Source organism: Pseudorhizobium banfieldiae (assembly GCF_000967425.1).
Classification (GTDB): Bacteria; Pseudomonadota; Alphaproteobacteria; order Rhizobiales; family Rhizobiaceae; genus Neorhizobium; species Neorhizobium banfieldiae.
Map to the genome: position 1 here is coordinate 3,675,302 of NZ_FO082820.1, position 19,197 is coordinate 3,694,498.

The 19,197-nt window shown below is 61.2% G+C and carries 20 protein-coding genes; 8 read left to right on the forward strand and 12 right to left on the reverse strand.

Annotated elements, in window-relative coordinates:
* Window positions 1-70: 70 nt before the first annotated feature.
* Genes NT26_RS17785 through NT26_RS17795 form a run of 3 tightly spaced genes read left to right on the forward strand, consistent with a single transcriptional unit; the run spans window position 71 to window position 3,714 of the window.
* Window positions 71-2,266: an ATP-binding protein gene (locus NT26_RS17785; RefSeq protein WP_342025638.1), complete on the forward strand. Its 2,196-nt coding sequence runs from the start codon at window positions 71-73 to the stop codon at window positions 2,264-2,266.
* Window positions 2,259-2,717 carry a response regulator gene (locus tag NT26_RS17790; protein ID WP_052640684.1) on the forward strand — a complete coding sequence of 153 codons (459 nt, stop codon included), beginning with the start codon at window positions 2,259-2,261 and terminating at the stop codon, window positions 2,715-2,717. The genes NT26_RS17785 and NT26_RS17790 overlap by 8 nt, the downstream gene beginning before the upstream one ends.
* Entirely contained in the window at window positions 2,704-3,714 is a 1,011-nt protein-coding gene (locus NT26_RS17795; protein WP_052640685.1) for a sensor histidine kinase, read from the forward strand. Before NT26_RS17790 ends, NT26_RS17795 begins: the two co-directional genes overlap by 14 nt.
* Window positions 3,715-3,726: 12 nt before the next feature.
* Here NT26_RS17795 and NT26_RS17800 read toward each other — a convergent pair whose 3' ends face one another.
* Both NT26_RS17800 and NT26_RS17805 read right to left on the reverse strand, forming a co-directional pair.
* Window positions 3,727-4,101, reverse strand: a complete 375-nt coding sequence (locus tag NT26_RS17800) for a response regulator (protein WP_052640686.1) — start codon at window positions 4,099-4,101, stop codon at window positions 3,727-3,729.
* 93 nt (window positions 4,102-4,194) lie between these two features.
* Complete coding sequence (locus NT26_RS17805) at window positions 4,195-4,626, reverse strand: hypothetical protein (RefSeq protein WP_052640687.1); 432 nt, start codon at window positions 4,624-4,626, stop codon at window positions 4,195-4,197.
* Window positions 4,627-4,731: 105 nt separating this feature from the next.
* Here NT26_RS17805 and NT26_RS17810 point away from each other — a divergent pair, with 105 nt between their 5' ends.
* Window positions 4,732-6,513, forward strand: coding sequence for an ABC transporter ATP-binding protein/permease (locus NT26_RS17810; protein WP_052640688.1), 1,782 nt, complete (start codon window positions 4,732-4,734; stop codon window positions 6,511-6,513).
* A gap of 112 nt (window positions 6,514-6,625) precedes the next feature.
* On the forward strand, window positions 6,626-8,128 hold the full coding sequence (locus NT26_RS17815; protein WP_052640689.1) for a S10 family peptidase: 1,503 nt from the start codon (window positions 6,626-6,628) through the stop codon (window positions 8,126-8,128).
* A gap of 13 nt (window positions 8,129-8,141) precedes the next feature.
* On the opposite strand, the gene pcaF is transcribed toward NT26_RS17815, so the two are convergent.
* Genes pcaF through NT26_RS17830 form a run of 3 tightly spaced genes read right to left on the reverse strand, consistent with a single transcriptional unit; the run spans window position 8,142 to window position 10,761 of the window.
* Window positions 8,142-9,347 (reverse strand): 3-oxoadipyl-CoA thiolase, encoded by a 1,206-nt coding sequence (gene pcaF / locus NT26_RS17820; RefSeq protein WP_052640690.1) that lies wholly within the window; start codon window positions 9,345-9,347, stop codon window positions 8,142-8,144.
* 8 nt (window positions 9,348-9,355) lie between these two features.
* Entirely contained in the window at window positions 9,356-10,057 is a 702-nt protein-coding gene (locus NT26_RS17825) for a 3-oxoacid CoA-transferase subunit B (RefSeq protein WP_052640691.1), read from the reverse strand.
* Complete coding sequence (locus NT26_RS17830; RefSeq protein WP_052640692.1) at window positions 10,054-10,761, reverse strand: 3-oxoacid CoA-transferase subunit A; 708 nt, start codon at window positions 10,759-10,761, stop codon at window positions 10,054-10,056. The genes NT26_RS17825 and NT26_RS17830 overlap by 4 nt, the downstream gene beginning before the upstream one ends.
* Before the next feature lie 112 nt (window positions 10,762-10,873).
* On the opposite strand from NT26_RS17830, the gene NT26_RS17835 reads away from it, so the two are divergent.
* Entirely contained in the window at window positions 10,874-11,629 is a 756-nt protein-coding gene (locus NT26_RS17835; protein ID WP_052640693.1) for an IclR family transcriptional regulator, read from the forward strand.
* 176 nt (window positions 11,630-11,805) lie between these two features.
* Window positions 11,806-12,495: a L,D-transpeptidase gene (locus NT26_RS17840; protein WP_052640694.1), complete on the forward strand. Its 690-nt coding sequence runs from the start codon at window positions 11,806-11,808 to the stop codon at window positions 12,493-12,495.
* Between the two features lie 32 nt (window positions 12,496-12,527).
* Here the strand turns inward: NT26_RS17840 and NT26_RS17845 are convergent, their stop codons facing one another.
* Genes NT26_RS17845 through pcaD form a run of 5 tightly spaced genes read right to left on the reverse strand, consistent with a single transcriptional unit; the run spans window position 12,528 to window position 16,171 of the window.
* Complete coding sequence (locus NT26_RS17845; RefSeq protein ID WP_052642339.1) at window positions 12,528-13,586, reverse strand: 3-carboxy-cis,cis-muconate cycloisomerase; 1,059 nt, start codon at window positions 13,584-13,586, stop codon at window positions 12,528-12,530.
* A 7-nt stretch (window positions 13,587-13,593) separates the two neighbouring features.
* Window positions 13,594-14,211, reverse strand: coding sequence for a protocatechuate 3,4-dioxygenase subunit alpha (gene pcaG / locus NT26_RS17850; RefSeq protein ID WP_052640695.1), 618 nt, complete (start codon window positions 14,209-14,211; stop codon window positions 13,594-13,596).
* A 1-nt stretch (window position 14,212) separates the two neighbouring features.
* On the reverse strand, window positions 14,213-14,953 hold the full coding sequence (pcaH, locus tag NT26_RS17855) for a protocatechuate 3,4-dioxygenase subunit beta (RefSeq protein WP_052640696.1): 741 nt from the start codon (window positions 14,951-14,953) through the stop codon (window positions 14,213-14,215).
* Window positions 14,950-15,369: a 4-carboxymuconolactone decarboxylase gene (pcaC, locus tag NT26_RS17860; RefSeq protein ID WP_052640697.1), complete on the reverse strand. Its 420-nt coding sequence runs from the start codon at window positions 15,367-15,369 to the stop codon at window positions 14,950-14,952. The genes pcaH and pcaC overlap by 4 nt, the downstream gene beginning before the upstream one ends.
* A gap of 4 nt (window positions 15,370-15,373) precedes the next feature.
* On the reverse strand, window positions 15,374-16,171 hold the full coding sequence (gene pcaD, locus NT26_RS17865) for a 3-oxoadipate enol-lactonase (RefSeq protein WP_052640698.1): 798 nt from the start codon (window positions 16,169-16,171) through the stop codon (window positions 15,374-15,376).
* A 51-nt stretch (window positions 16,172-16,222) separates the two neighbouring features.
* Here pcaD and pcaQ point away from each other — a divergent pair, with 51 nt between their 5' ends.
* Window positions 16,223-17,191: a pca operon transcription factor PcaQ gene (gene pcaQ / locus NT26_RS17870; protein WP_425287740.1), complete on the forward strand. Its 969-nt coding sequence runs from the start codon at window positions 16,223-16,225 to the stop codon at window positions 17,189-17,191.
* 6 nt (window positions 17,192-17,197) lie between these two features.
* On the opposite strand, the gene NT26_RS17875 is transcribed toward pcaQ, so the two are convergent.
* Both NT26_RS17875 and rocF read right to left on the reverse strand, forming a co-directional pair.
* Window positions 17,198-18,265 carry an ornithine cyclodeaminase gene (locus NT26_RS17875; RefSeq protein WP_052640699.1) on the reverse strand — a complete coding sequence of 356 codons (1,068 nt, stop codon included), beginning with the start codon at window positions 18,263-18,265 and terminating at the stop codon, window positions 17,198-17,200.
* Window positions 18,265-19,185, reverse strand: coding sequence for an arginase (gene rocF, locus NT26_RS17880; RefSeq protein WP_052640700.1), 921 nt, complete (start codon window positions 19,183-19,185; stop codon window positions 18,265-18,267). Before rocF ends, NT26_RS17875 begins: the two co-directional genes overlap by 1 nt.
* Window positions 19,186-19,197 lie beyond the last annotated feature (12 nt).

Sequence of the window (19,197 nt, forward strand, 5' to 3'; positions counted from 1 at the left end):
GAAGTACGGCGGAGGCGGTTCAGTGAGAGAGCCCTATCGCCGGAGGTGAAGCAGGAGGATTGTTTACGTGGTGCAGCCCGAATCGGATCTCGAAGGTTGCGCGCGGGAGCCAATCCACATCCCCGGAGCAATCCAGCCACACGGAGCATTGTTCGTGCTCCGCCCCTCGGACATGACCGTCATTCAGGCCAGTGCGAATACAGGAAATCTGCTCGGATCGAGCCTCATCCTGAGCGATAAGCCACTAAACCTTGGCCCTAGCGTTGAACGCATCCGGGAATGGTATGAAAGCGGCGAGCCGGCTTTACAGATAGCCATACCGGACCGGGGCCTGATCCTGATCGCCCATCGCTCCAACGGCCTCATCATTGGCGAAGTGGAAGAGGCCGAAGAGGCGACGCCCTCCGGTATCTTTTCCGGACTGCGAAGTTTCATCGAACGCCTGGCCGCCCACACTGACACGCCGGGTTCCCTCAATGAAACGGTGCGGTTCGTGCAGGAACTCACAGGCTTCGACCGCGTCCTCGCCTACCGTTTCGACGACGCCTGGAATGGCCAAGTCGTCGCCGAGGCCGGGAACGGAAGACTTCCGTCTTATCTGGACCTGCGCTTTCCGGCTTCCGACATACCCGCGCAGGCACGGGCGCTATACGCCACCAATCGGGTTCGCCTTATCCCGGATGCACGCTACGAACCCGTTCCACTCGAGCCCGCTCTCAACCCCGAGACGAACGAGCCGCTTGACCTGAGTTCCGCACAGCTGCGCAGCGTCTCTCCCGTTCATCTTGAGTACATGAGAAACATGGGCACTGCTGCTTCCATGTCCATCTCGATCATGATTGACGGGCACCTTTGGGGCCTGGTCTCCTGCCACAGTGCGCAGCCGCACAAGGTGAGTTCGACGCTTCGGGATCTCTGCGACTTTGTCGTTCAGTCGCTGGCCATGCGTATTGCCGCCCAGGAACGCGCAGCCGAAGCGTCCCAACGAGTTCACCTCAGCCAGGTTACCGGACGGCTACTTGCCTCCATGAGCGCTAGTTCCGATTGGGTCGAAGGATTGGCGGAAGCCCGTGACGACCTGCTGAGGCAGGTGAGCGCAACAGGTGCGGCAATCATGACTGACGCCCGGTGCATCTGCCGGGGAAGCACCCCCTCCGAGCCGCAGCTTCAGACAATCGTGCATTGGCTGGAACAAAATGGGGATGCAGACGAAGTCTTCGCCACGGCTTCGCTGTCTGCCCAATTGGCCTCCGCCACCGACTTCGCCGATACGGCGAGTGGAATTCTGGCAATCCGACTCTCCAAGCTATACCCCAGTTGGCTGATCTGGGTCCGCCCGGAAGTTCATCGGACCGTCATCTGGGGAGGCGATCCTCATAAGCACGTCGCCGAGAATGGGCGTATCCATCCCCGCAAATCTTTCGGGGCCTGGCAGGAGCAGGTGCGCCTGCAGGCACTACCCTGGACAGCAGCGGAGATCGCGGCAGCACGCGACCTCCGTGCTGCAATTGTGGGGATCGTCCTTCGACGCGCGGAAGAACTTGCGGAGCTGACCAGTGAGCTGCAGCGCTCCAATAAGGAACTGGAGGCCTTCTCCTATTCCGTCTCGCACGATCTGCGGGCGCCATTTCGACACATCGTGGGTTTCGCGCAGTTGCTGCGGGAACGCGAGGGGGAACTCGACGAAAAGTCCCGGCACTATCTTAGCAACATATCGGAATCAGCGCTCGCTGCGGGCCGGCTGGTCGACGACCTTCTGAACTTCTCGCACCTCGGACGCACGGCGATCGTGCCTAAGAAGGTGGATATGAACAAGCTCGTTTCGGAAGTGGTCAAGAGCGTGATGTTGACCCAGAGTGAGCGGAAGATCGAATGGCGGATCGCCTCCTTGCCTGTCGCCTGGGGTGACTCTACCCTGCTACGGCAGGTCTGGTATAACCTGGTCGACAATGCGGTGAAATATACGAGAGATCAGGATCCGGCCGTCATCTCCATCGATGGTTCCGCAGACATGGAACAGCGCGTCTATCGGATATCCGACAATGGGGTAGGGTTCGACATGGCTTACGTCGGGAAGCTGTTCGGCGTATTCCAGCGGCTCCAGCGCGCGGAAGATTTCGAAGGCACCGGCATCGGCCTAGCGCTCGCACGACGCATCATTGACCGCCACGGCGGATCGATCACGGCAACAGGTGAAGTTGGCAAGGGCGCCGAGTTCGTATTCGCCCTGCCGACACCGGATAGAAAGGGAAGAGCGATTGCCTGAACTGAGACCGATCCTTCTCGTGGAAGACAGCCCGCGGGATCTTGAACTGACACTCGCGGCCTTGGAGAAATGCCAGCTCGCCAATGAGATCGTGATCGCGCGCGATGGCGCGGAGGCGATCGACTATCTGTTTGGCACGGGCACTTATGAAGGCCGTCCGGAGGGCGACCCGACCGTCGTGCTGCTCGACCTGAAGTTGCCCAAGGTCGATGGGCTGGAAGTGCTTGAAAGGGTCAAGCGCAACGAAAGGCTCCGTCACATCCCCATCGTTATGCTGACATCATCGCGAGAAGAGCAGGACCTCGTGAAGAGCTATGAGCTCGGCGTCAATGCTTTTGTGGTCAAGCCTGTCGAGTTCAACGAGTTCTTCAAGGCCATCCAGGACCTCGGCGTATTCTGGGCGCTGCTGAACGAACCCCCACCCGGATCGCTGCGCAATGGACGTGCATAATCAGCTTCGCCAACCCCGTATCCTGGTTCTCGAGGATAGCCACCTGGATGCGGAACTGATCCGGGAGCACCTGGAGACGCTGAAGCCCGTCCCGGAAATCCGGTACGCGCAGAACCGGAAGACCTACGAGGAGGCTCTCGACGGGGGCGACTATGACGTCATCCTCGCAGACTTTTCCCTGCCCGACTTCGACGGCATGAGTGCACTGGAACTGGCCCGCGACGTGGCACCGGAGGTGCCCTTCATCTTTGTCTCCGGCATCCTGGGGGAGGAAGTTGCAATCGAATCCTTCCGACAAGGCGCCACCGACTATGTCCTCAAGCAACGCCTGATAAGACTACCGGCGGCAGTCGAGCGGGCGCTCGCGGAGGCACGCGAACGGACAGAGCGTCGAGACGCCGAGCGTCAGAAGGAATTGCTGGTCCGCGAGCTCAGCCATCGCGTGAAGAACACCATGGCAATGGTGATGTCGCTGGTACGCCGCACGGTGAAGACGAGCTCCTCGCTTGATGATTACGTTGAGAACCTCCTCGGCCGATTGCGTGCTTTGGCCGATGCGCATGCCCTCCTGTTCGAGACGAACTGGAACGAGGCGGAACTGCTGGAAGTCGTCAGGCGGACGCTTGCGCCGCAGGATCGTGGCACCGGACGCGTCCGGATCGATGCCGGGCCGCTAACCTTGCTGACCCCGAAGGCCGCCCTTGCACTGAGCATGGTGCTGAACGAACTTGCCACCAACGCCGTAAAGCACGGCGCGCTCTCGGGCGAGCACGGGACTGTCCATGTCAGCTGGCAAACAGATAGCAAAGGCGTGTTGACGCTACGTTGGCAGGAAAGCGACGGGCCTGCCGTCCGGATTCCTGAAGAAGCCGGGTTCGGCATGACGCTGATCGAACGTAGCGTCCGTTACGAACTGAATGGCGAGGTCCGCCTGGAATATCTCGAGACCGGGCTGGGTTGCGAAATAGGCATCCCCCTCGCAGATCTTTCCGGATAGACGCGCAAGCCGTCAGTTGCTGGCGGCACGCCGCTCGGGCAAGGCCGGGAAATGCTCGTCCATGAGCATTGACATCTTCTGAGGATTCCAGGGCTTTGCGATCAGCGGCAGCCCTGCGAGCGTGGCCTTGAGTTCCGGAAGCTCTGCATAGCCGCTGCACACGATCAACGGTATGCCTCGCTCCTGAAGGGCTTCGATTACGGGGAAGGAGAGTTCTCCATTGAGGTTGAGGTCGAGAATCGCGCCATCGATCCTGCCCTCCCGGATGGCAGCAAGCGCCTGCGGGATGCGCGCGAATGGTCCGACAACTTGGTGGCCTTGTTCGATAAGGTAATCCTCCACATCCATCGCCAGGAGAACGTCGTCTTCCAGAACCAGAACATTCATTGCTGCTTACCCATACTCCACTCGCCCGCTTCCGGTGTCGGGACATGGCGAGCTATCTGTCCGCTCAAGGCAGCATTTCAAGGCTACCTTAGATCAATCTGCCGCTTTTCCTGCACTTGGGTCGCCTTGCTCCTGTACAGTCAGCCACTCGTCCAGGGCCGCAATCACCCGCAACCGAAGACTCCGTCCCTTCGCGAGCGCGCGGACAAGGTCTTTTCCCTCGCCCGGAAAGCCTAGTTCTTCCATCAATGCATCCTGTGAGAGGCGCCGTCGGACCATGATAGTCTCGATCCGACTGATCGTATTCGGCAGCAGGTATCGTCCATCCGCAATCAGGCGGCGCTCGCCGCTAAGGCTGGAATGCAGAAATTGCAGTCCAGCTTCCGCCAGGAAGGCCTCTCGTTCGTTCTCGGAGGCCCTCTTCCATGTCTTGCGAAGCTTGTCGAGTGCCGACCGCGCCTGTTTGCGGTCCTGCACCTCGCCGTGCCTCGAAAGCTTTCTTTGTTTCTGCTTCTTCTTCGTCATGCTCTCCGAGCCGAAACTGGCGACAAGCGCCGGATATTGATCTGCTTCAATCCCTCGTAAAGGAGGATGGGCTATGGAGATAGTCGGCGAAGAGGCAGCGTCGGCATGGCGACAGAGCAATTGACCATCCGGGACCTGGACGAGGATGTCCAGGATCATCATCTTTCCTTTTCCGAGCAAGTCGGCTTCATGGCGTCGGCCTTCTGGCGCACACACGCCAGAGACCGCATCCTCGCCCTCGCGGTAACCCTGCTGGTGATCATCCTGGCGACGGTCTACGCGCAGTATCGCCTCAATCAGTGGAATGTGCCCTTCTACAACGCCATCGAGAGGAGGGATCTGGACGAGTTCATGGTCCAGCTGGGCGTTTTTGCGTTGATCGGAGGCTCTCTCCTCCTGCTGAACGTCGTCCAGACCTATCTGAACCAGATCACTGCCCTTCACATGCGCGAGGGATTAGCACGAGACCTGGTAGACGAGTGGCTGAGGCCTCAGCGGGCGTTGAAGCTTCTTCACATGCGGACAATGGGGGTCAACCCTGACCAGCGGCTGCACGAGGATGCCCGAAATCTTTCCGAACTGACCACCTCGCTCGCCATTGGCCTCGTCAACGCGACCATTCTACTGGTCAGCTTCATCGGCGTCTTGTGGACAATCTCCGAAACCTTCAGCTTCCAGTTTAACGGCGAACGCGTCACGATACCCGGCTACATGGTCTGGGCTGCGCTCGGCTATGCGGGCCTCGCGTCGATCCTCAGCAATATCGTCGGCCGCCGTTTGCCGGATCTGAACGCCGAGCGCTATGCCAAGGAAGCGGAGCTTCGCTTCGCCCTGATGCACACGAACGAGAACATTCTGGCGATCACCCTTGCGAGAGGGGAAGACCGTGAACGCGACCGTGTGCAGAACGCCATCACGGTTGTTCTTCATGTCATCCGCCGGCTCGCCCGAGGATATACAAATCTAACCTGGGTTTCCGCGGGTTTTGGCTGGCTCTCCACCGTCGTGCCGATCCTGATCGCGGCACCCGTCTATTTTGCCGGCAACCTGACCTTCGGCGGACTGATGATGGCGGTGGGCGCGTTCAACCAGGTCTATGGTGCCCTGCGCTGGTATGTCGACAACTTCCGCCAGATCGCCGACTGGAAGGCAACGCTGATGCGGGTCTCGACGTTTAGGAAGGTATTGCTTGCCCTGGACGAGACGCCCGGCGCCGGCGACTTGCGATATCCGCCGACGGAGCAGGATCGCCTGGTTATGCGGGGAGTTGAACTCTACACTGCTAGCCCCGGCACGCCGCGCAACCACGGTCTGCGTCTCCCCGCCGACGAGACGATCCTCCCGGGCGAGCACATCATGATCAACGGCGACGTCGGCGCCAACCGTCGGCTCCTGTTCGAAGCTCTTGCGGGCATCTGGCCGTGGGGAAAGGGCGAGATCGCCCTGCCGAGTGACGGCCGGATAGTATTCGTTCCTCAACAGGGCTACCTGCCGCATGCCCGTCTGCGCGATGTGCTGGCTTATCCGCTCGATTCCGCACTCATGGACGAGGATCGCTTTCGGACTGCACTCGAACGGGTCGGGCTTTCTCCCCTGGTAGCTGCGCTTGACCTGACGGAGCGCTGGGATCGGAAGTTGTCAGAGGAGGATCAGGCGCGCCTGCGGTTGGCGAATTTATTCTTGATCGAGCCGCGCTGGCTCGTCCTGGACGACATTCTTGAGGGCTTGGAGGCAGATGTTCAGCTGGAGCTGGCCGCGATCCTGGCAGAACTGGACAATGCCGCGATCATCTACATCGGAAGATGCGAAGCTTATGACAGCGTTCTTAAGCCACGCCAATTGCATCTCCAGCCGCTTACCGCAGCAAAGCCCAATGATCATGCGTGACCGGCAAGGGCGGTCCTGACCGCGGGATCTTCAATTTCTATTGAAGTGTCTGTGCCGGACGATCGCCTTAGATTGCGTCTTCCGACAATCCGGAGTGATCTACGTGTCTTTCATGCCCCCCCTCCTTCTGTCCCTCGCGCTTCTGTCCGGGCTCGTGTTTCCCGCAGCAGCCCAGCAAGCGGAAAGCCAGCCGCCGGGCATCTTCAGTCTCATTCCGGCCGATTCGACCACCGAGCATCGGCTATCGTCTGAAGGTTCGCCACTGGAGTACCAGGCGACGGCGGGCACTCTGGACCTCTACGGTCAGGACGGGAGACAGACGGCAAAGGTGTTCTACACGGCCTATGTGGCTGAGGGCCCGTCACCGCGTCCCGTTACCTTTGCATTCAACGGCGGGCCAGGCGCCGCATCAGCCTACCTCCACCTCGGGCTGGCGGGCCCGAAGGTGGTGGATTTCGGCCCCGACGGCAATAGCGGCACTTCGCCAAGCATCGTCGACAACCCCGACAGCTGGTTGCAATTCACTGATCTCGTTTTCATCGATCCTGTGGGCACGGGCTGGAGCCGCGCTGCCAGCGATGATGTCGCCCGCAGCTTCTATGGCGTGAATCAGGACGCCGACAGCATCGCCAAGCTGATTGCCCTCTACGTCCAGAAGACCGATCGCTTCCAATCCCCGAAATACCTGCTCGGAGAAAGCTACGGAGGGTTCCGAGCGGCCAAAGTAGCCACTGCTCTGAAGGATAACCAGGGCCTTCTGGTGTCGGGGATCATCATGCTCTCGCCACTTCTCGAAGGCCGCTTCCTCTTCAACTCCGGGGACGATCCTTTGAGCGCGGCGCTGCAACTGCCTGCTCTTGCAGCTGGCGAACTCGAACGACAAGGAGCATTCACGAGAGAGGCGCTGGCCGAGGCGGAACGCTTCGCCATGACTGACTACCTTTTAACCCTCGCCGGACCGCCACTTGCGAGTGACGCTGCGGGAGAATTCTACAGCAGGATCTCTGCGCTCACCGGCATCCCGGAGGATGTCGTCGCAGATAGCCGGGGGTTCTTGGCGGACATCTACAGCAAGAACTCTGGGGGGAGCGGGCAGATTGTCAGCCGCTATGACGCCGCCTATGCAAGGCCGGATCCCTATCCGGAAGCCGCCTATGGACGGAACGACGATCCGATCCTCGATGGTTATACGCGCGCCTATGGCGGTGTCTTCGCGTCCTATGCCGAGCATCATCTGGGCTATCGCAGCAGGATGACCTACACGCTCCTCAACGAAGAGGTGAACCGGCGTTGGGAATGGAATGGTGAGCATGGCGGGGGTGGACGAGCTACCGCGTCTGCTGTGGACGATCTGCGCGATCTGCTATCCGTCATTCCCGAGTTTCGTGTGCTCGTCGCCCACGGCTACAGCGATGCGATCACGCCCCACGGGATGAGCCGCTACGTGCTTGACCATCTGCCCCCCCGGCTTGCGGCAGAACGCACCTCTTTGCAGCTCTATCGCGGCGGACACATGTTCTACACGGATCCCGCATCGAGGGCGGAGTTCTTCGATGACATAGCCGCCTTCTTCGCAGGAGGCGCGCCGGGGGGAGCATCACCGGCGCGCGATTGACAGGAATTCTGGCTCAGGCGCGCTCCAGCGCTACGGCGATGCCCTGGCCGACGCCGACGCACATCGTCGCAAGTGCGCGCTTCGCGTTTCGGAGCTGAAGCTCGAGCGCGGCCGTACCCGTGATCCGCGCGCCCGACATACCGAGCGGGTGCCCCAGCGCGATTGCGCCGCCATTCGGGTTCACCCGGTCCGAATCCTCCGGAATACCCAGTTCGCGCAGCACGGCTATGCCCTGAGACGCGAATGCCTCGTTTAGTTCGATGATGTCGAAGTCCTGGGGCGATAGGCCGAGGCGGCTGCAAAGCTTCAGCGTCGCCGGAGCGGGGCCGATTCCCATGATCCGGGGTGGGACACCGGCGCTGGCACCACCCAGGATACGGGCGATCGGAACAAGCCCGTGCTTACGTGCGGCGGCTTCCGAAGCGATGATCAGCGCCGCCGCTCCGTCATTGACGCCGGAGGCATTGCCGGCCGTGACCGTGCCACCTTCCTTCTTGAAGGGCGTACCAAGCTTGGCGAGCGCCTCGAGCGTTGTCGCGCGCGGATGTTCGTCCCGCTCGACTACGACCGGTTCTCCCTTCCGTTGCGGGATGGTGACGGAAACGATCTCACGAGCAAGGCGGCCATTGCCTTGGGCTTCGGCGGCTCGCGCCTGGGACCGGAGCGCAAATGTGTCCTGGTCTTCGCGCGTGACCTTGTAATCTTCTGCGACGTTCTCGCCGGTCTCCGGCATGGAATCTACGCCATACTGCTTCTTCATCAGCGGATTGACGAAGCGCCACCCGATGGTCGTGTCGTAAATCTCGGCATTGCGAGAGAAGGCCGTCTCGGCCTTGGGCATGACAAAGGGAGCACGGCTCATGCTCTCGACACCGCCAGCGACCATCAGGTCTGCCTCACCCGCCTTGATGGCACGCGCTGCCGCGATAACGGCATCCATCCCTGATCCGCAAAGGCGGTTGATCGTAGTACCGCTTGTGGAGACCGGCAGGCCGGCCAGGAGAAGCGACATGCGCGCGACATTCCGATTATCTTCACCGGCCTGGTTGGCGCAGCCGAAGATGACGTCATCCACCGCTTCCCAATCGACTCCGGTGTTTCTCTCCATCAGCGCGCGAAGCGGAACCGCGCCGAGGTCGTCGGCGCGCACGGCGGAAAGGGAGCCGCCAAACCGGCCGACCGGTGTGCGAATGTAGTCACAGATGAAAGCTTCGGTCATGGATATCCTCAAAGAGCGGGAACAACGAGATCGGCGACGGGGCCGTCTAGGTGAAGCGGCGCACCGGTCATGGCCTGCAGTTCCTCCAGCGTCATGGCCGCCAGTTTCTCCCGCAGGACGAAGCGCCCACCGACAATGTCCACAACGGCATGGCTCGTATAGACGCGTGTGATGCAGGCAACCCCGGTCAGTGGGAAGTTGCATCGGTCGACAAGCTTCGGCTCGCCCTTCTTCGTCACATGCTCGGTGATGACGCAGACCTGCTTGGCGCCATGCGCCAGGTCCATCGCACCACCGACAGCCGGAACGCCCTTGGCGCCGACGCGCCAGTTGGCGAGGTCGCCGTTCTGCGCCACCTGGTAGGCGCCAAGGATCGCCACATCCAGATGACCGCCGCGAACCATGGCAAAGCTGTCGGCATGGTGAAAGAACGCGGCGCCCGGCTTCAGGGTGACGGCCTTCTTGCCGGCATTGATCAGGTCCCAGTCCTCTTCCCCTTCAGGCGGCGCCTCGCCGAAGTCCAGGATGCCGTTCTCGGTATGGAAGATTGCCTGGCGCCCCGAGGGCTGGTATCGCGCAACCATCTCGGGAAATCCGATCCCGAGATTCACATAAGCGCCGTCGGCGATGTCCTGCGCCGCCCTCCAGGCGATCTGGGCGTTGGAGAGTTTGATGTCTTCGCGAGTGTTGACGGGGGTTTCGGCGGTCATACGTAGGCCACTCCGGCTCGAATGAGATCTTCTTCCTGTCGGGGCTGGCTGACCTCGACCACGCAGTCCACGAAGATTCCAGGTGTTACGACATGCTCCGGGTCGATGCCGCCGGGCGAAACGATCCTCGTCACCTGTGCGATTGTCTTCGCCGCGGCCATGCACATCAGCGGATTGAAGTTTCGGCCAGCCTTGTTGTAGGTCAGGTTGCCGTGGGTATCGCCAACCTGTCCTTTGACGAGGGCGAAATCCGCCTTCAGCCAGCGCTCCTGTACATAGTGGCGGCCATCGAATTCGGCGGTCGGCTTGCCCTCCGCAAGCTCGGTGCCGTAGGCGGTGGGTGTATAGAAGGCAGGGATACCGGCCCCGCCTGCGCGTATGCGTTCCGCAAGCGTCCCCTGCGGCACCAATTCCAGTTCTATCTCGCCCGCGAGATACCGGTCGGTGAAGGCGCGGGGGTCCGTGGAACGCGGGAATGAGCAGATCATCTTCCGCACCATCCCGGCATCGATCATCGCGGCGATCCCGATCCGGCCGTTGCCGGCGTTATTGTTGATAACAGTGAGGCCCTTCGGCCCCTTGTCGATCAGGGCGTGGATAAGCTCGATCGGCGCGCCCGACCCGCCGAAGCCGCCAATCATGATAATGGCACCGTCTTCGATCCCAGCCACGGCGTCTGCAATGTTCGCGACAGACTTGTCCATGTGATCCTTCCTGTCTCCGTTTATTCAGAGTTACCCGGCTGGCTCATGGACATCAATGGATTTGTGCGTTATTCGACGTTTGTTCATATACCGCACAAGAAGGCCTGTTCAAATGCAGGAGACCGACTTCCTCGGGGGGTTTGCAAAGGGGCTACGGGTTTTGGAAGCCTTCGCCGATGCAAGGCCGAAACTGTCGATTGCGGATGTCGCGAGGCTCACGGGACTGGACCGGGCCACCACGCGCCGCTGCCTGCTTACCCTCGCGCGCCTCGGCTATGCAGATTACGACGGAAAGTTCTTCTCGCTGACCCCACGCGTGCTCCGCCTTGGTCATGCCTACCTTTCGGCGACACCCCTGCCGCGGATCGTGCAGCCGCATCTCGACCGTCTCTCGCAGGACGTCGCGCAAAGCGCCTCGGTCAGCGTCCTGGACGGCAGCGAGATCGTGTATGTCGCACGGGCGTCTTATCAACGGGTAATGTCCATCAATCTCATGCCTGGAAGCAGGCTACCCGCCTATTGCGCCTCGATGGGCCGGGTGATGCTGGCGGCCCTGCCGCCCGAGGATGCATTGGTGCGTATCCGCCAGAGTGAACTCCGCGCCTTCACTCCCTCGACACTAACGGAGCCGGAAGACCTGATGGACGAGCTTGTCCGGGTTCGGGAGCAAGGCTACGCCATCATCGACCAGGAGCTTGAGGTCGGTCTCTGCTCCATCGCCGTACCCCTGAAGGATGAACGGGGACATGTTCTCGCGGCGCTCAACATCGGTGCATCCGCTGCACAGATTCCTGCCAGTGAACTAGTCGGCCATTTCCTCGCGCCACTCAGGAAGACGGCGGACGTACTGGGACCGATGCTTCGATGAGGTTGATGGCGGCACGCCCCGCTCACGGTTCGGTGACCGACCGTGAATTGCCGCCCGTGGCGAGCTGGCGCTAATAGCGGAGGCGCCGTCTTTGAACGTTCTGCTCCAGGCCGGCATCTCGTTCCTAGGGCCAACCCCAGCCCAGGTCTCTCCTCCATCCTCCCGGAAAACCTGCCTTGTTGAAGTTCACGCGCCGTTCACTCTTGATTGCAGTTCCCTTGCTTGCTGCCGGATGCACCACCACCTCGCCCCGCACCCGGACAGTGAAGCCGCTGATCCCCGACGAGTATGTAGCCATGTATGGTGCAGTCGATGGAGAGGCCTTCCCGGTTGCAGCAACGGATCTGGCGCGCGTCGAGCCGCAGTTCCTCCGGCGTGATGTTGCCTATCCGACCGATCAGCCTCCGGGAACGATTGTCGTCGATACCGAAGCCCGGTACCTCTACCTGGTCCGCGAGAACGGTCGCGCGCTGCGCTACGGGATCGGCGTCGGCAAAGCAGGCCTGGAATTCGAGGGGGAGGCGGTGGTGCAGTACAAGCGGCAGTGGCCGCGATGGACCCCGACGCAGGACATGATCGCCCGGGAACCGGAACGTTATGGACCCCTCGCCGCCGGCATGGAACCGGGCGTCATGAACCCGCTCGGCCCGCGGGCGCTTTACCTGTTCAAGGACGGCAAGGACACGCTCTACCGCATCCATGGCACGACAGAGGCATGGACCATCGGCAAGGCAGTCTCGAGTGGCTGCATCCGTCTGTTGAACCAGGACATCATCGACCTGTACCGGCGGGTACCGAACGGGTCACGAGTTGTGGTCCTGCAGGGGCAGAACTCAAACTCGCGGCAACTGCTGCCTCAGGTCTGAGCTAACGGGCCTCCTCGTACCAAGCTAGGCGGCTAGCTCTTGCGTCCAATGTCGCGGATGTCACGCACAATTCGATCCGCCAGGCGGAGGGCCGCTCCGGTGGCCGCGACCATGGATGGCAGGATCATCCATTCCAGGGTCCATGCAGCCCCTGAGCGCTCCTGCTCATGGACGAGGGCCTGATGAAGCCCGCCGGCCTGAGCCGCATTGTACCGCGCGAGCCCCACCAGCATTTCCGCAGCGACGGGATTTTGCTTATGCGCCATGGCGGAGGATCCACCGCCGCCGGCGAGGGTGATCTCACCCCCCATCTGGGCAAGCAAGGCAACATCTTGCCCAAACTTGCCTAGGCTTCCTGTCAGGAGTGACAGGAGACTCCCGAAGCCGGCAATCCTGTCACGCTGGCTGTGCCATTGCGGAGCATCGAGAAGCCCAAGCTCGGCCGCCATCGTTCGCCGGACCGCTTCTGCCTTGTCGCCAAGCTTCTCCAGCGTCCCGGCAGCACCACCGAACTGGAGGACGAGATCGGTGGCCCTGTAGCGATCCATCTCCGACGCGTGGCGATGCAGCGGCTCCCGCCATGCACGCACGCGGTCCCTGACGGTGATGGGGATCGCCGCCTGCATGCGCGTATGCGCCATCAGCACCCTGTCGCCGAACGTCTCCTCGACCTTCTCCATCGCGCCTTGCAAGGCGAGGAGCCGCGAATGAAGGAGGTCACACACGCCCTTCATTCGCAGTATCAGCGCCGTGTCGATCACATCCTGGCTGGTGGCCCCCATGTGAAGGTACGGCTTGGACTCCTCACTCAGGCTTTCGCGCACCTGCTTGACCAGTTCCGGCACGACCACACCATCCCGGGCAATTCCCGCGCGCAACCGTTCCATATGGGGCCGGAAGTTCCTGCAGCACGCCACGATCTCCGCTGCAGCAGGCGCCGGGATCACCTCCCATTGCGCCTCGGCCTTCGCGAGGGCGGCTTCGAAGGAAAGCATCGCCGCAAACTCCGCCTCCGCCGAGAAGAAACCGGCAGCCTCGTCGTCGCCGACAAGGGCGGAGAGATAGGGATGGTCGAAGGCGGAGAAGGTCATCGGCAACTCAGACGTCGAAGAAGATCGTCTCTTTGTCACCCTGGAGATGGATGTCAAAGGTCACTGTATCGCCGTCGCGCTTGCCGATCAGGGTCGGGACGCGGACCTTGTGCTCGATGCGGGCGAGGATGGGGTCTTCCGCGTTCGCCTCCTCCTCGTCGGAGAAGTACATTCGCGTATTGAGGCCGATGTTAATACCCCGCGCCACGATCCAGAAGTTGACATGCGGCGCCATCATCCGACCGTCCCGGAACGGCACCCGGCCAGGCTTGATCGTTTCGAAGACGAACTCACCCGTATCCATGTCGCCGGGGCAGCGGGCCCATCCGAAGAAGTTCGGATCCGCCTCGCCGCGAGTTTCCGATGGGCTGTTGTAGAAGCCGTCGGCATCGGCCTGCCATATCTCGACGAGCGCATCCCGTAGCGGCGTTCCGCTGCCATCAATGACGCGCCCGCGGATGGTGATCCTTTCCCCGCGCGTCTGCTCGTTGACCATGGATTCGGAGCCGAGATCCTTGTCGAAGATGCCGTGTACGCCGGTGAAGTTCGGTGTGCAGCCGATATGGACATAGGGGCCTGCGGTCTGCGACGGCGATTCCTTGAGATAGCCGAGTGGCTGAACCATGTCAGTTACCCTCCATGCGATTTTCAAATAGGGTTGAGCGGCGGCCACGAAGCACGATGTCGAACTTGTAGGCCCGCATATCGTGCGGAATGGTCGCATTCATGTCGAGCGGCGCAATCAGCCGCTTGATTGCTTCCTCGTCCGGAATTGTCTTCACGATAGGGCAGATCCAGATCAGCGGATCGCCTTCGAAATACATCTGGGTGATCAGGCGCTGGGCAAATCCGTGCCCGAAGATGGAGAAATGGATATGCGCCGGGCGCCAGTCATTCACCCCGTTCGGCCAGGGATAGGGGCCGGGCTTGATGGTCTTGAACCAGTAGAAGCCGTTCTCGTCCGTGATCGTCCGGCCGACGCCGCCGAAATTCGGGTCCAGAGGAGCCAGGTAGGTCTCCTTCTTGTGGCGGTACCTGCCGCCCGCATTGGCCTGCCAGAACTCGACAAGCGCTCCGGCAACGCCGATCCCCCGCTCGTCCAGTACCCGACCATGGACGAGAATGCGCTGGCCGATCGGTCCCTCGCCCGGCTTTGAATAGTTGACGATCAGGTCGTTATCGAACTCGTCGATGATATTGTGCCCGAAGACGGGCCCGGTGATCTCGCTCTTCGTACCTTCCAGCGAAATCAGCGCGCGCTGCGGGGAACGAAGCACCGTCGTCTTGTACCACGGCGTATAGGCCGGCGGATGCATGTCGCGGTCGCGGGCAAAGAAAGGTGTCGTTTCAGGCGGTGCGTTTCTCATTTCTTGTCTCCCCCGTCCTCGGTGTTGGCGTCCATTTCGGCATAGACCGCCTTGGCAATCTTGAAAGCATGATTTGCCGCGGGGACGCCTGCATATACTGCCACATGCATGAGGGCCTCGCAGATGTCGTCCATTGTCGCACCGGTGCGAGCCGTCGCCCGCACATGCATGGCGACCTCCTCGTGGTGACCGAGAGCCGCTAGCAGTGCAATCGTTACGATCGAGCGCTCCCGCTTCGTCCAGCCCGGCCGCGACCACAATGTCCCCCAGGCCCCTTCCGTGATGAACTGCTGGAATGGGCGATCGAAAGGGGTTTCGCGGGCAAGGGCACCGTCGACATGCGCATCGCCAAGAACGGACCGTCTAGTTTGAAGACCCTGTCGATAGCGTTCCGTCTCGGGAGATGAATCGGTCATGGTCTCAATCCTCGACGTCATTGAACAGGAAACTGCGGATCAGCGCCGCATAGGCGGCAGGCGCTTCGGCGCAGGGTATATGAGCCGCATCCTCAATGATGCGGTATTGCGCCCCGTCGATGAGGTCGGCCATCGATCGGACCAGAGCCGGCGGCGTTGAGCCGTCATGTTCACCGGCAATGCAGAGGACGGGGACCGCAATCTTCTGCGCTGCTTCCGTGAAGTCCGCATCGCGGATCGCCGCGCAAGTGCCGGTGTATCCGGCAGCAGGCTGACGTTGCAGCATGTTGCGGTAGCCTTGATAGGCTGCATTGCCCGGATCCCGGAACTCCGGCGTGAACCATTTGGCCATGATATCGTCGACCATGCTGGCAATCCCGCCTGTCTCGATTGCCGATATGCGCTGGTTCCACATCTCCGGCGTCCCAATCTTGTGCGCCGTATTCGACAGGATCATCGCCCGAACCAGATCCGGGCGTCGCTCATAGGCTCGCTGCGCAATCAATCCACCCACTGACAGGCCACAGATAAAGACCTCCGCCATTTCGAGATGGTCGAGCAGGCCGACGAGATCGCTGACATGGTCATCTATGCTGTAGGGCGGAGTTCCGAGATCGGAAAGCCCGTGCCCCCGTTTGTCAAAGGTGAGGATGGTGAAGTCATCGGAGAGTTTCGGCAGGACGTGGTGCCAGATGCGGGAATCGGTGCCCAGAGAGTTAATGAAGACCAGCACCGGCTTTCCGGAATCCGCAACGGTCACATCGTAGTGAATCGTGACATCGCTGATGCGTACAAACTGCATTGTCTCTCTCCTCCCAAGAATACCATTGCAGCTCCGCAATGGTTAGGTAAAATGACATTATCAGCCGTTTCCTTAACCTACAGGTTATATCAGTTGGGCGACCCTCGCATCAAGTTTCGGCACCTGCATACATTCCTAGAGGTCGCTCGGCAAAGAAGCGTCGTCAAGGCGGCGGAAGTCCTTCACGTCAGCCAACCCGCGGTAACGAAAACCATCCGCGAGTTGGAGGAAGCGCTGGGTGTCGCGATCTTCGAGCGGGACGGGCGAGGCATCCGTATCACGCGCTATGGCGAGATCTACCTCCGTTACGCCGGCGCGGCGCTGACCGCTTTGCGGCAGGGATTCGATGCTGTTTCACAGGAACTTTTCGACGCCGCCCCGCCTGTTCGCGTTGGGGCGCTGCCAACCGTTTCGATGCGCATCATGCCGCGCGCGATGTCACTTTTCCTCGAACAGAAAACCGGTAGCCGTATAAAGATCGTGACGGGTGAAAACGCCGTTCTGCTGGAGCAGCTGCGGCTTGGCGACCTCGACCTCGTCGTGGGGCGCCTCGCCGCACCTGAAAAGATGACAGGTTTCACGTTCGAGCACCTTTACTCCGAACGCGTCGTCTTGGCGGTACGGCCGGGACACCCGCTGCTGGAGGGCAGCCCCTCCATCTTCTCCGACCTGCCGACATTCCCCATTCTGCTGCCGACGAGAGGCTCCATCATCCGCCCTTTCGTCGAGCAGCTCCTAATCGCAAATGGTGTGGGAAGCCTCCCCAAGCAGGTCGAAACTGTCTCCCACGCCTTCGGTCGCGCCTTCACCCGCGCGAGCGACGCCGTCTGGATTATTTCGGAAGGCGTGGTGTCGGGGGACCTAGCGGAGGGGTTCCTGGCGTCATTACCCGTGGATACCAGCGAGACCAAAGGTCCCGTTGGACTGACCCTCAAGGCAGATCAGCCACCTTCCGCCCCGCAATCCATCCTGATGCAGACAATCAGGCAGGCTGCGACGGAGATAATGCCACTTGCTTGAGCGCGCCTATGCGAGGGAGGCCTGTCTCAACCAAGCCTGCCGCCGAAGCAGCATGCCGTAAAGGTCCCGCGGCTCGTCCGGGTCTGCCAGCAGGTCCAAGGCGGTATAGTGCCTGCTCCCCTTCAGCTTCTCGTTCACGTAACGCAATGCGGAGAAATCCTCGACGGCAAAGCCGACGCTATCGAAGAGCGTGATCTGGTCCGAACGGTCGCGACCAGCCTCCTTGCCGCAGATGACGCGCCAAAGCTCCACCACCGGATGATCCGGATCGAGTTGCTGGATCTCCCCTTCGACACGGGTTTGCGGTGGATATTCCACGAAAATGCTGGAGCGCAGCAGGATGTCGCGATGCAATTCCGTCTTGCCTGGGCAATCCCCACCCACTGCATTGATGTGAACGCCGGCACCGATCATGTTGTCGGTCAGGATCGTGGCATTCTGCTTGTCCGCTGTCGCGGTTGTGATGATTTCCACCCCTTCGACCGCCTCCTCCGGAGACGTACAGAGGGTGATAGATAGCCCCAGATCGGCCAGGTTGCTACGGCAGCGCCGCATTGCCGGCTCGTCGACGTCGAACAGACGCAGGCTCTCGATCCCAAGCAATGCACGGAAGGCACGTGCCTGGAACTCGCTCTGCGCTCCGGTGCCGATCAGCGCCATGGTCCGCGCGTTCTTTGGAGCGAGATAGCGGGCAGCAACCGCCGACATGGCTGCTGTCCTCAGTGCCGTCAGGATCGTCATCTCCGAAAGCAACAGCGGATAACCGGTCTCGACATCAGCGAGCACTCCGAAGGCCGTCACGGTCTGCCGTCCCGAGCGTGTATTCTTCGGATGACCGTTGACATACTTGAAACCGTAAAGCCTGCCGTCGCTGGTCGGCATCAGTTCGATCACGCCTTCGGCCGAATGCGACGCGACACGGGGCGTCTTGTCGAAGTGCTCCCAGCGGCGGAAATCCTCCTCAATGTACTGGGCCAGCTCGACCAGAAAGGCATCGATGCCGGTCTCGAGCACGAGGTCCATCATGTTCTCGACGCTTATGAACGGAACCAGGTTCAGGCCTGCAATCGGCATCAGTAGCTCCTTGTGGGTCGGTCCAGCACCTTCCGGCCGAGCAGGCTAGCCGTCAGGTCGACCAAGAGGAGGGCGGTGCGCCCCCGCTCATCGAGAAAGGGGTTGAGTTCGACCAGGTCCAGACTGGTCACCAGCCCACTGTCGTGCAGCATCTCCATGACAAGATGGGCCTCGCGGAAGGTAGCACCTCCGGGCACAGTCGTGCCCACGGCCGGCGCAACGGTCGGCTCCAGGAAGTCGACGTCCAGACTGACATGCAAACGGCCACCGGCCGCCGACACCCGCTCCAGGAAATCTCTCAGAAGAGCCGCAACACCATGTTCATCGATGGTCCGCATGTCGTGCACAGTAATTTGTGTCCCCTCCAGCGCCGCCCGCTCGGCCGGATCGACGCTGCGAATCCCGATCATGCAGACATTCGCGCCGTCAACAGGCGCGGCGAGAGGCGGAAAATATCCTTCGAAGCCGGGCCGCCCGGTGAAATAGGCCACCGGCACCCCGTGCAGATTGCCGCTTTGCGTCGACTGGAGCGAGTGCAGGTCGGTATGGGCGTCGAGCCAGAGAACGAAGAGGGGTTTTCCTTCCTCAGCCGCACGACGTGACACGCCCGCGACCGTGCCGGCCGACAAGGCATGATCGCCTCCCATGAAGATCGGCATGCCTTCATCGCTTTCCCGATATGCAACCTCCGCAAGGAGCTCGGTCCAGGCTGCAACAGGTCCCAGGTTTCGGATCGCCTGATTCGCATGCGGCATGACCATCGCGGCCCCTACGCTGACATTGCCGAGGTCACGGACGTCATGGCCCAGGCCCTCGATAGTGCCCGCCAATCCCGCAACGCGAAGCGCGCTTGGTCCCATCTCGCAACCAAGTTGCGAAGCACCATCCTGCAGTGGAATGCCGATCAGTTTACAGATCATACAAGTCTCCTT

Coding starts and splice junctions, on each gene's coding strand:
- NT26_RS17795 (WP_052640685.1), top strand. CDS start 2,704: ATGGACGTGCATAATCAGCTTCGCCAACCCCGTATCCTGGTTCTCGAG.
- NT26_RS17800 (WP_052640686.1), bottom strand. CDS start 4,101: ATGAATGTTCTGGTTCTGGAAGACGACGTTCTCCTGGCGATGGATGTG.
- NT26_RS17805 (WP_052640687.1), bottom strand. CDS start 4,626: ATGACGAAGAAGAAGCAGAAACAAAGAAAGCTTTCGAGGCACGGCGAG.
- NT26_RS17810 (WP_052640688.1), top strand. CDS start 4,732: ATGGCGACAGAGCAATTGACCATCCGGGACCTGGACGAGGATGTCCAG.
- NT26_RS17815 (WP_052640689.1), top strand. CDS start 6,626: ATGCCCCCCCTCCTTCTGTCCCTCGCGCTTCTGTCCGGGCTCGTGTTT.
- pcaF (WP_052640690.1), bottom strand. CDS start 9,347: ATGACCGAAGCTTTCATCTGTGACTACATTCGCACACCGGTCGGCCGG.
- NT26_RS17825 (WP_052640691.1), bottom strand. CDS start 10,057: ATGACCGCCGAAACCCCCGTCAACACTCGCGAAGACATCAAACTCTCC.
- NT26_RS17830 (WP_052640692.1), bottom strand. CDS start 10,761: ATGGACAAGTCTGTCGCGAACATTGCAGACGCCGTGGCTGGGATCGAA.
- NT26_RS17835 (WP_052640693.1), top strand. CDS start 10,874: ATGCAGGAGACCGACTTCCTCGGGGGGTTTGCAAAGGGGCTACGGGTT.
- NT26_RS17845 (WP_052642339.1), bottom strand. CDS start 13,586: ATGACCTTCTCCGCCTTCGACCATCCCTATCTCTCCGCCCTTGTCGGC.
- pcaG (WP_052640695.1), bottom strand. CDS start 14,211: ATGGTTCAGCCACTCGGCTATCTCAAGGAATCGCCGTCGCAGACCGCA.
- pcaH (WP_052640696.1), bottom strand. CDS start 14,953: ATGAGAAACGCACCGCCTGAAACGACACCTTTCTTTGCCCGCGACCGC.
- pcaC (WP_052640697.1), bottom strand. CDS start 15,369: ATGACCGATTCATCTCCCGAGACGGAACGCTATCGACAGGGTCTTCAA.
- pcaD (WP_052640698.1), bottom strand. CDS start 16,171: ATGCAGTTTGTACGCATCAGCGATGTCACGATTCACTACGATGTGACC.
- pcaQ (WP_425287740.1), top strand. CDS start 16,223: ATGACATTATCAGCCGTTTCCTTAACCTACAGGTTATATCAGTTGGGC.
- NT26_RS17875 (WP_052640699.1), bottom strand. CDS start 18,265: ATGCCGATTGCAGGCCTGAACCTGGTTCCGTTCATAAGCGTCGAGAAC.
- rocF (WP_052640700.1), bottom strand. CDS start 19,185: ATGATCTGTAAACTGATCGGCATTCCACTGCAGGATGGTGCTTCGCAA.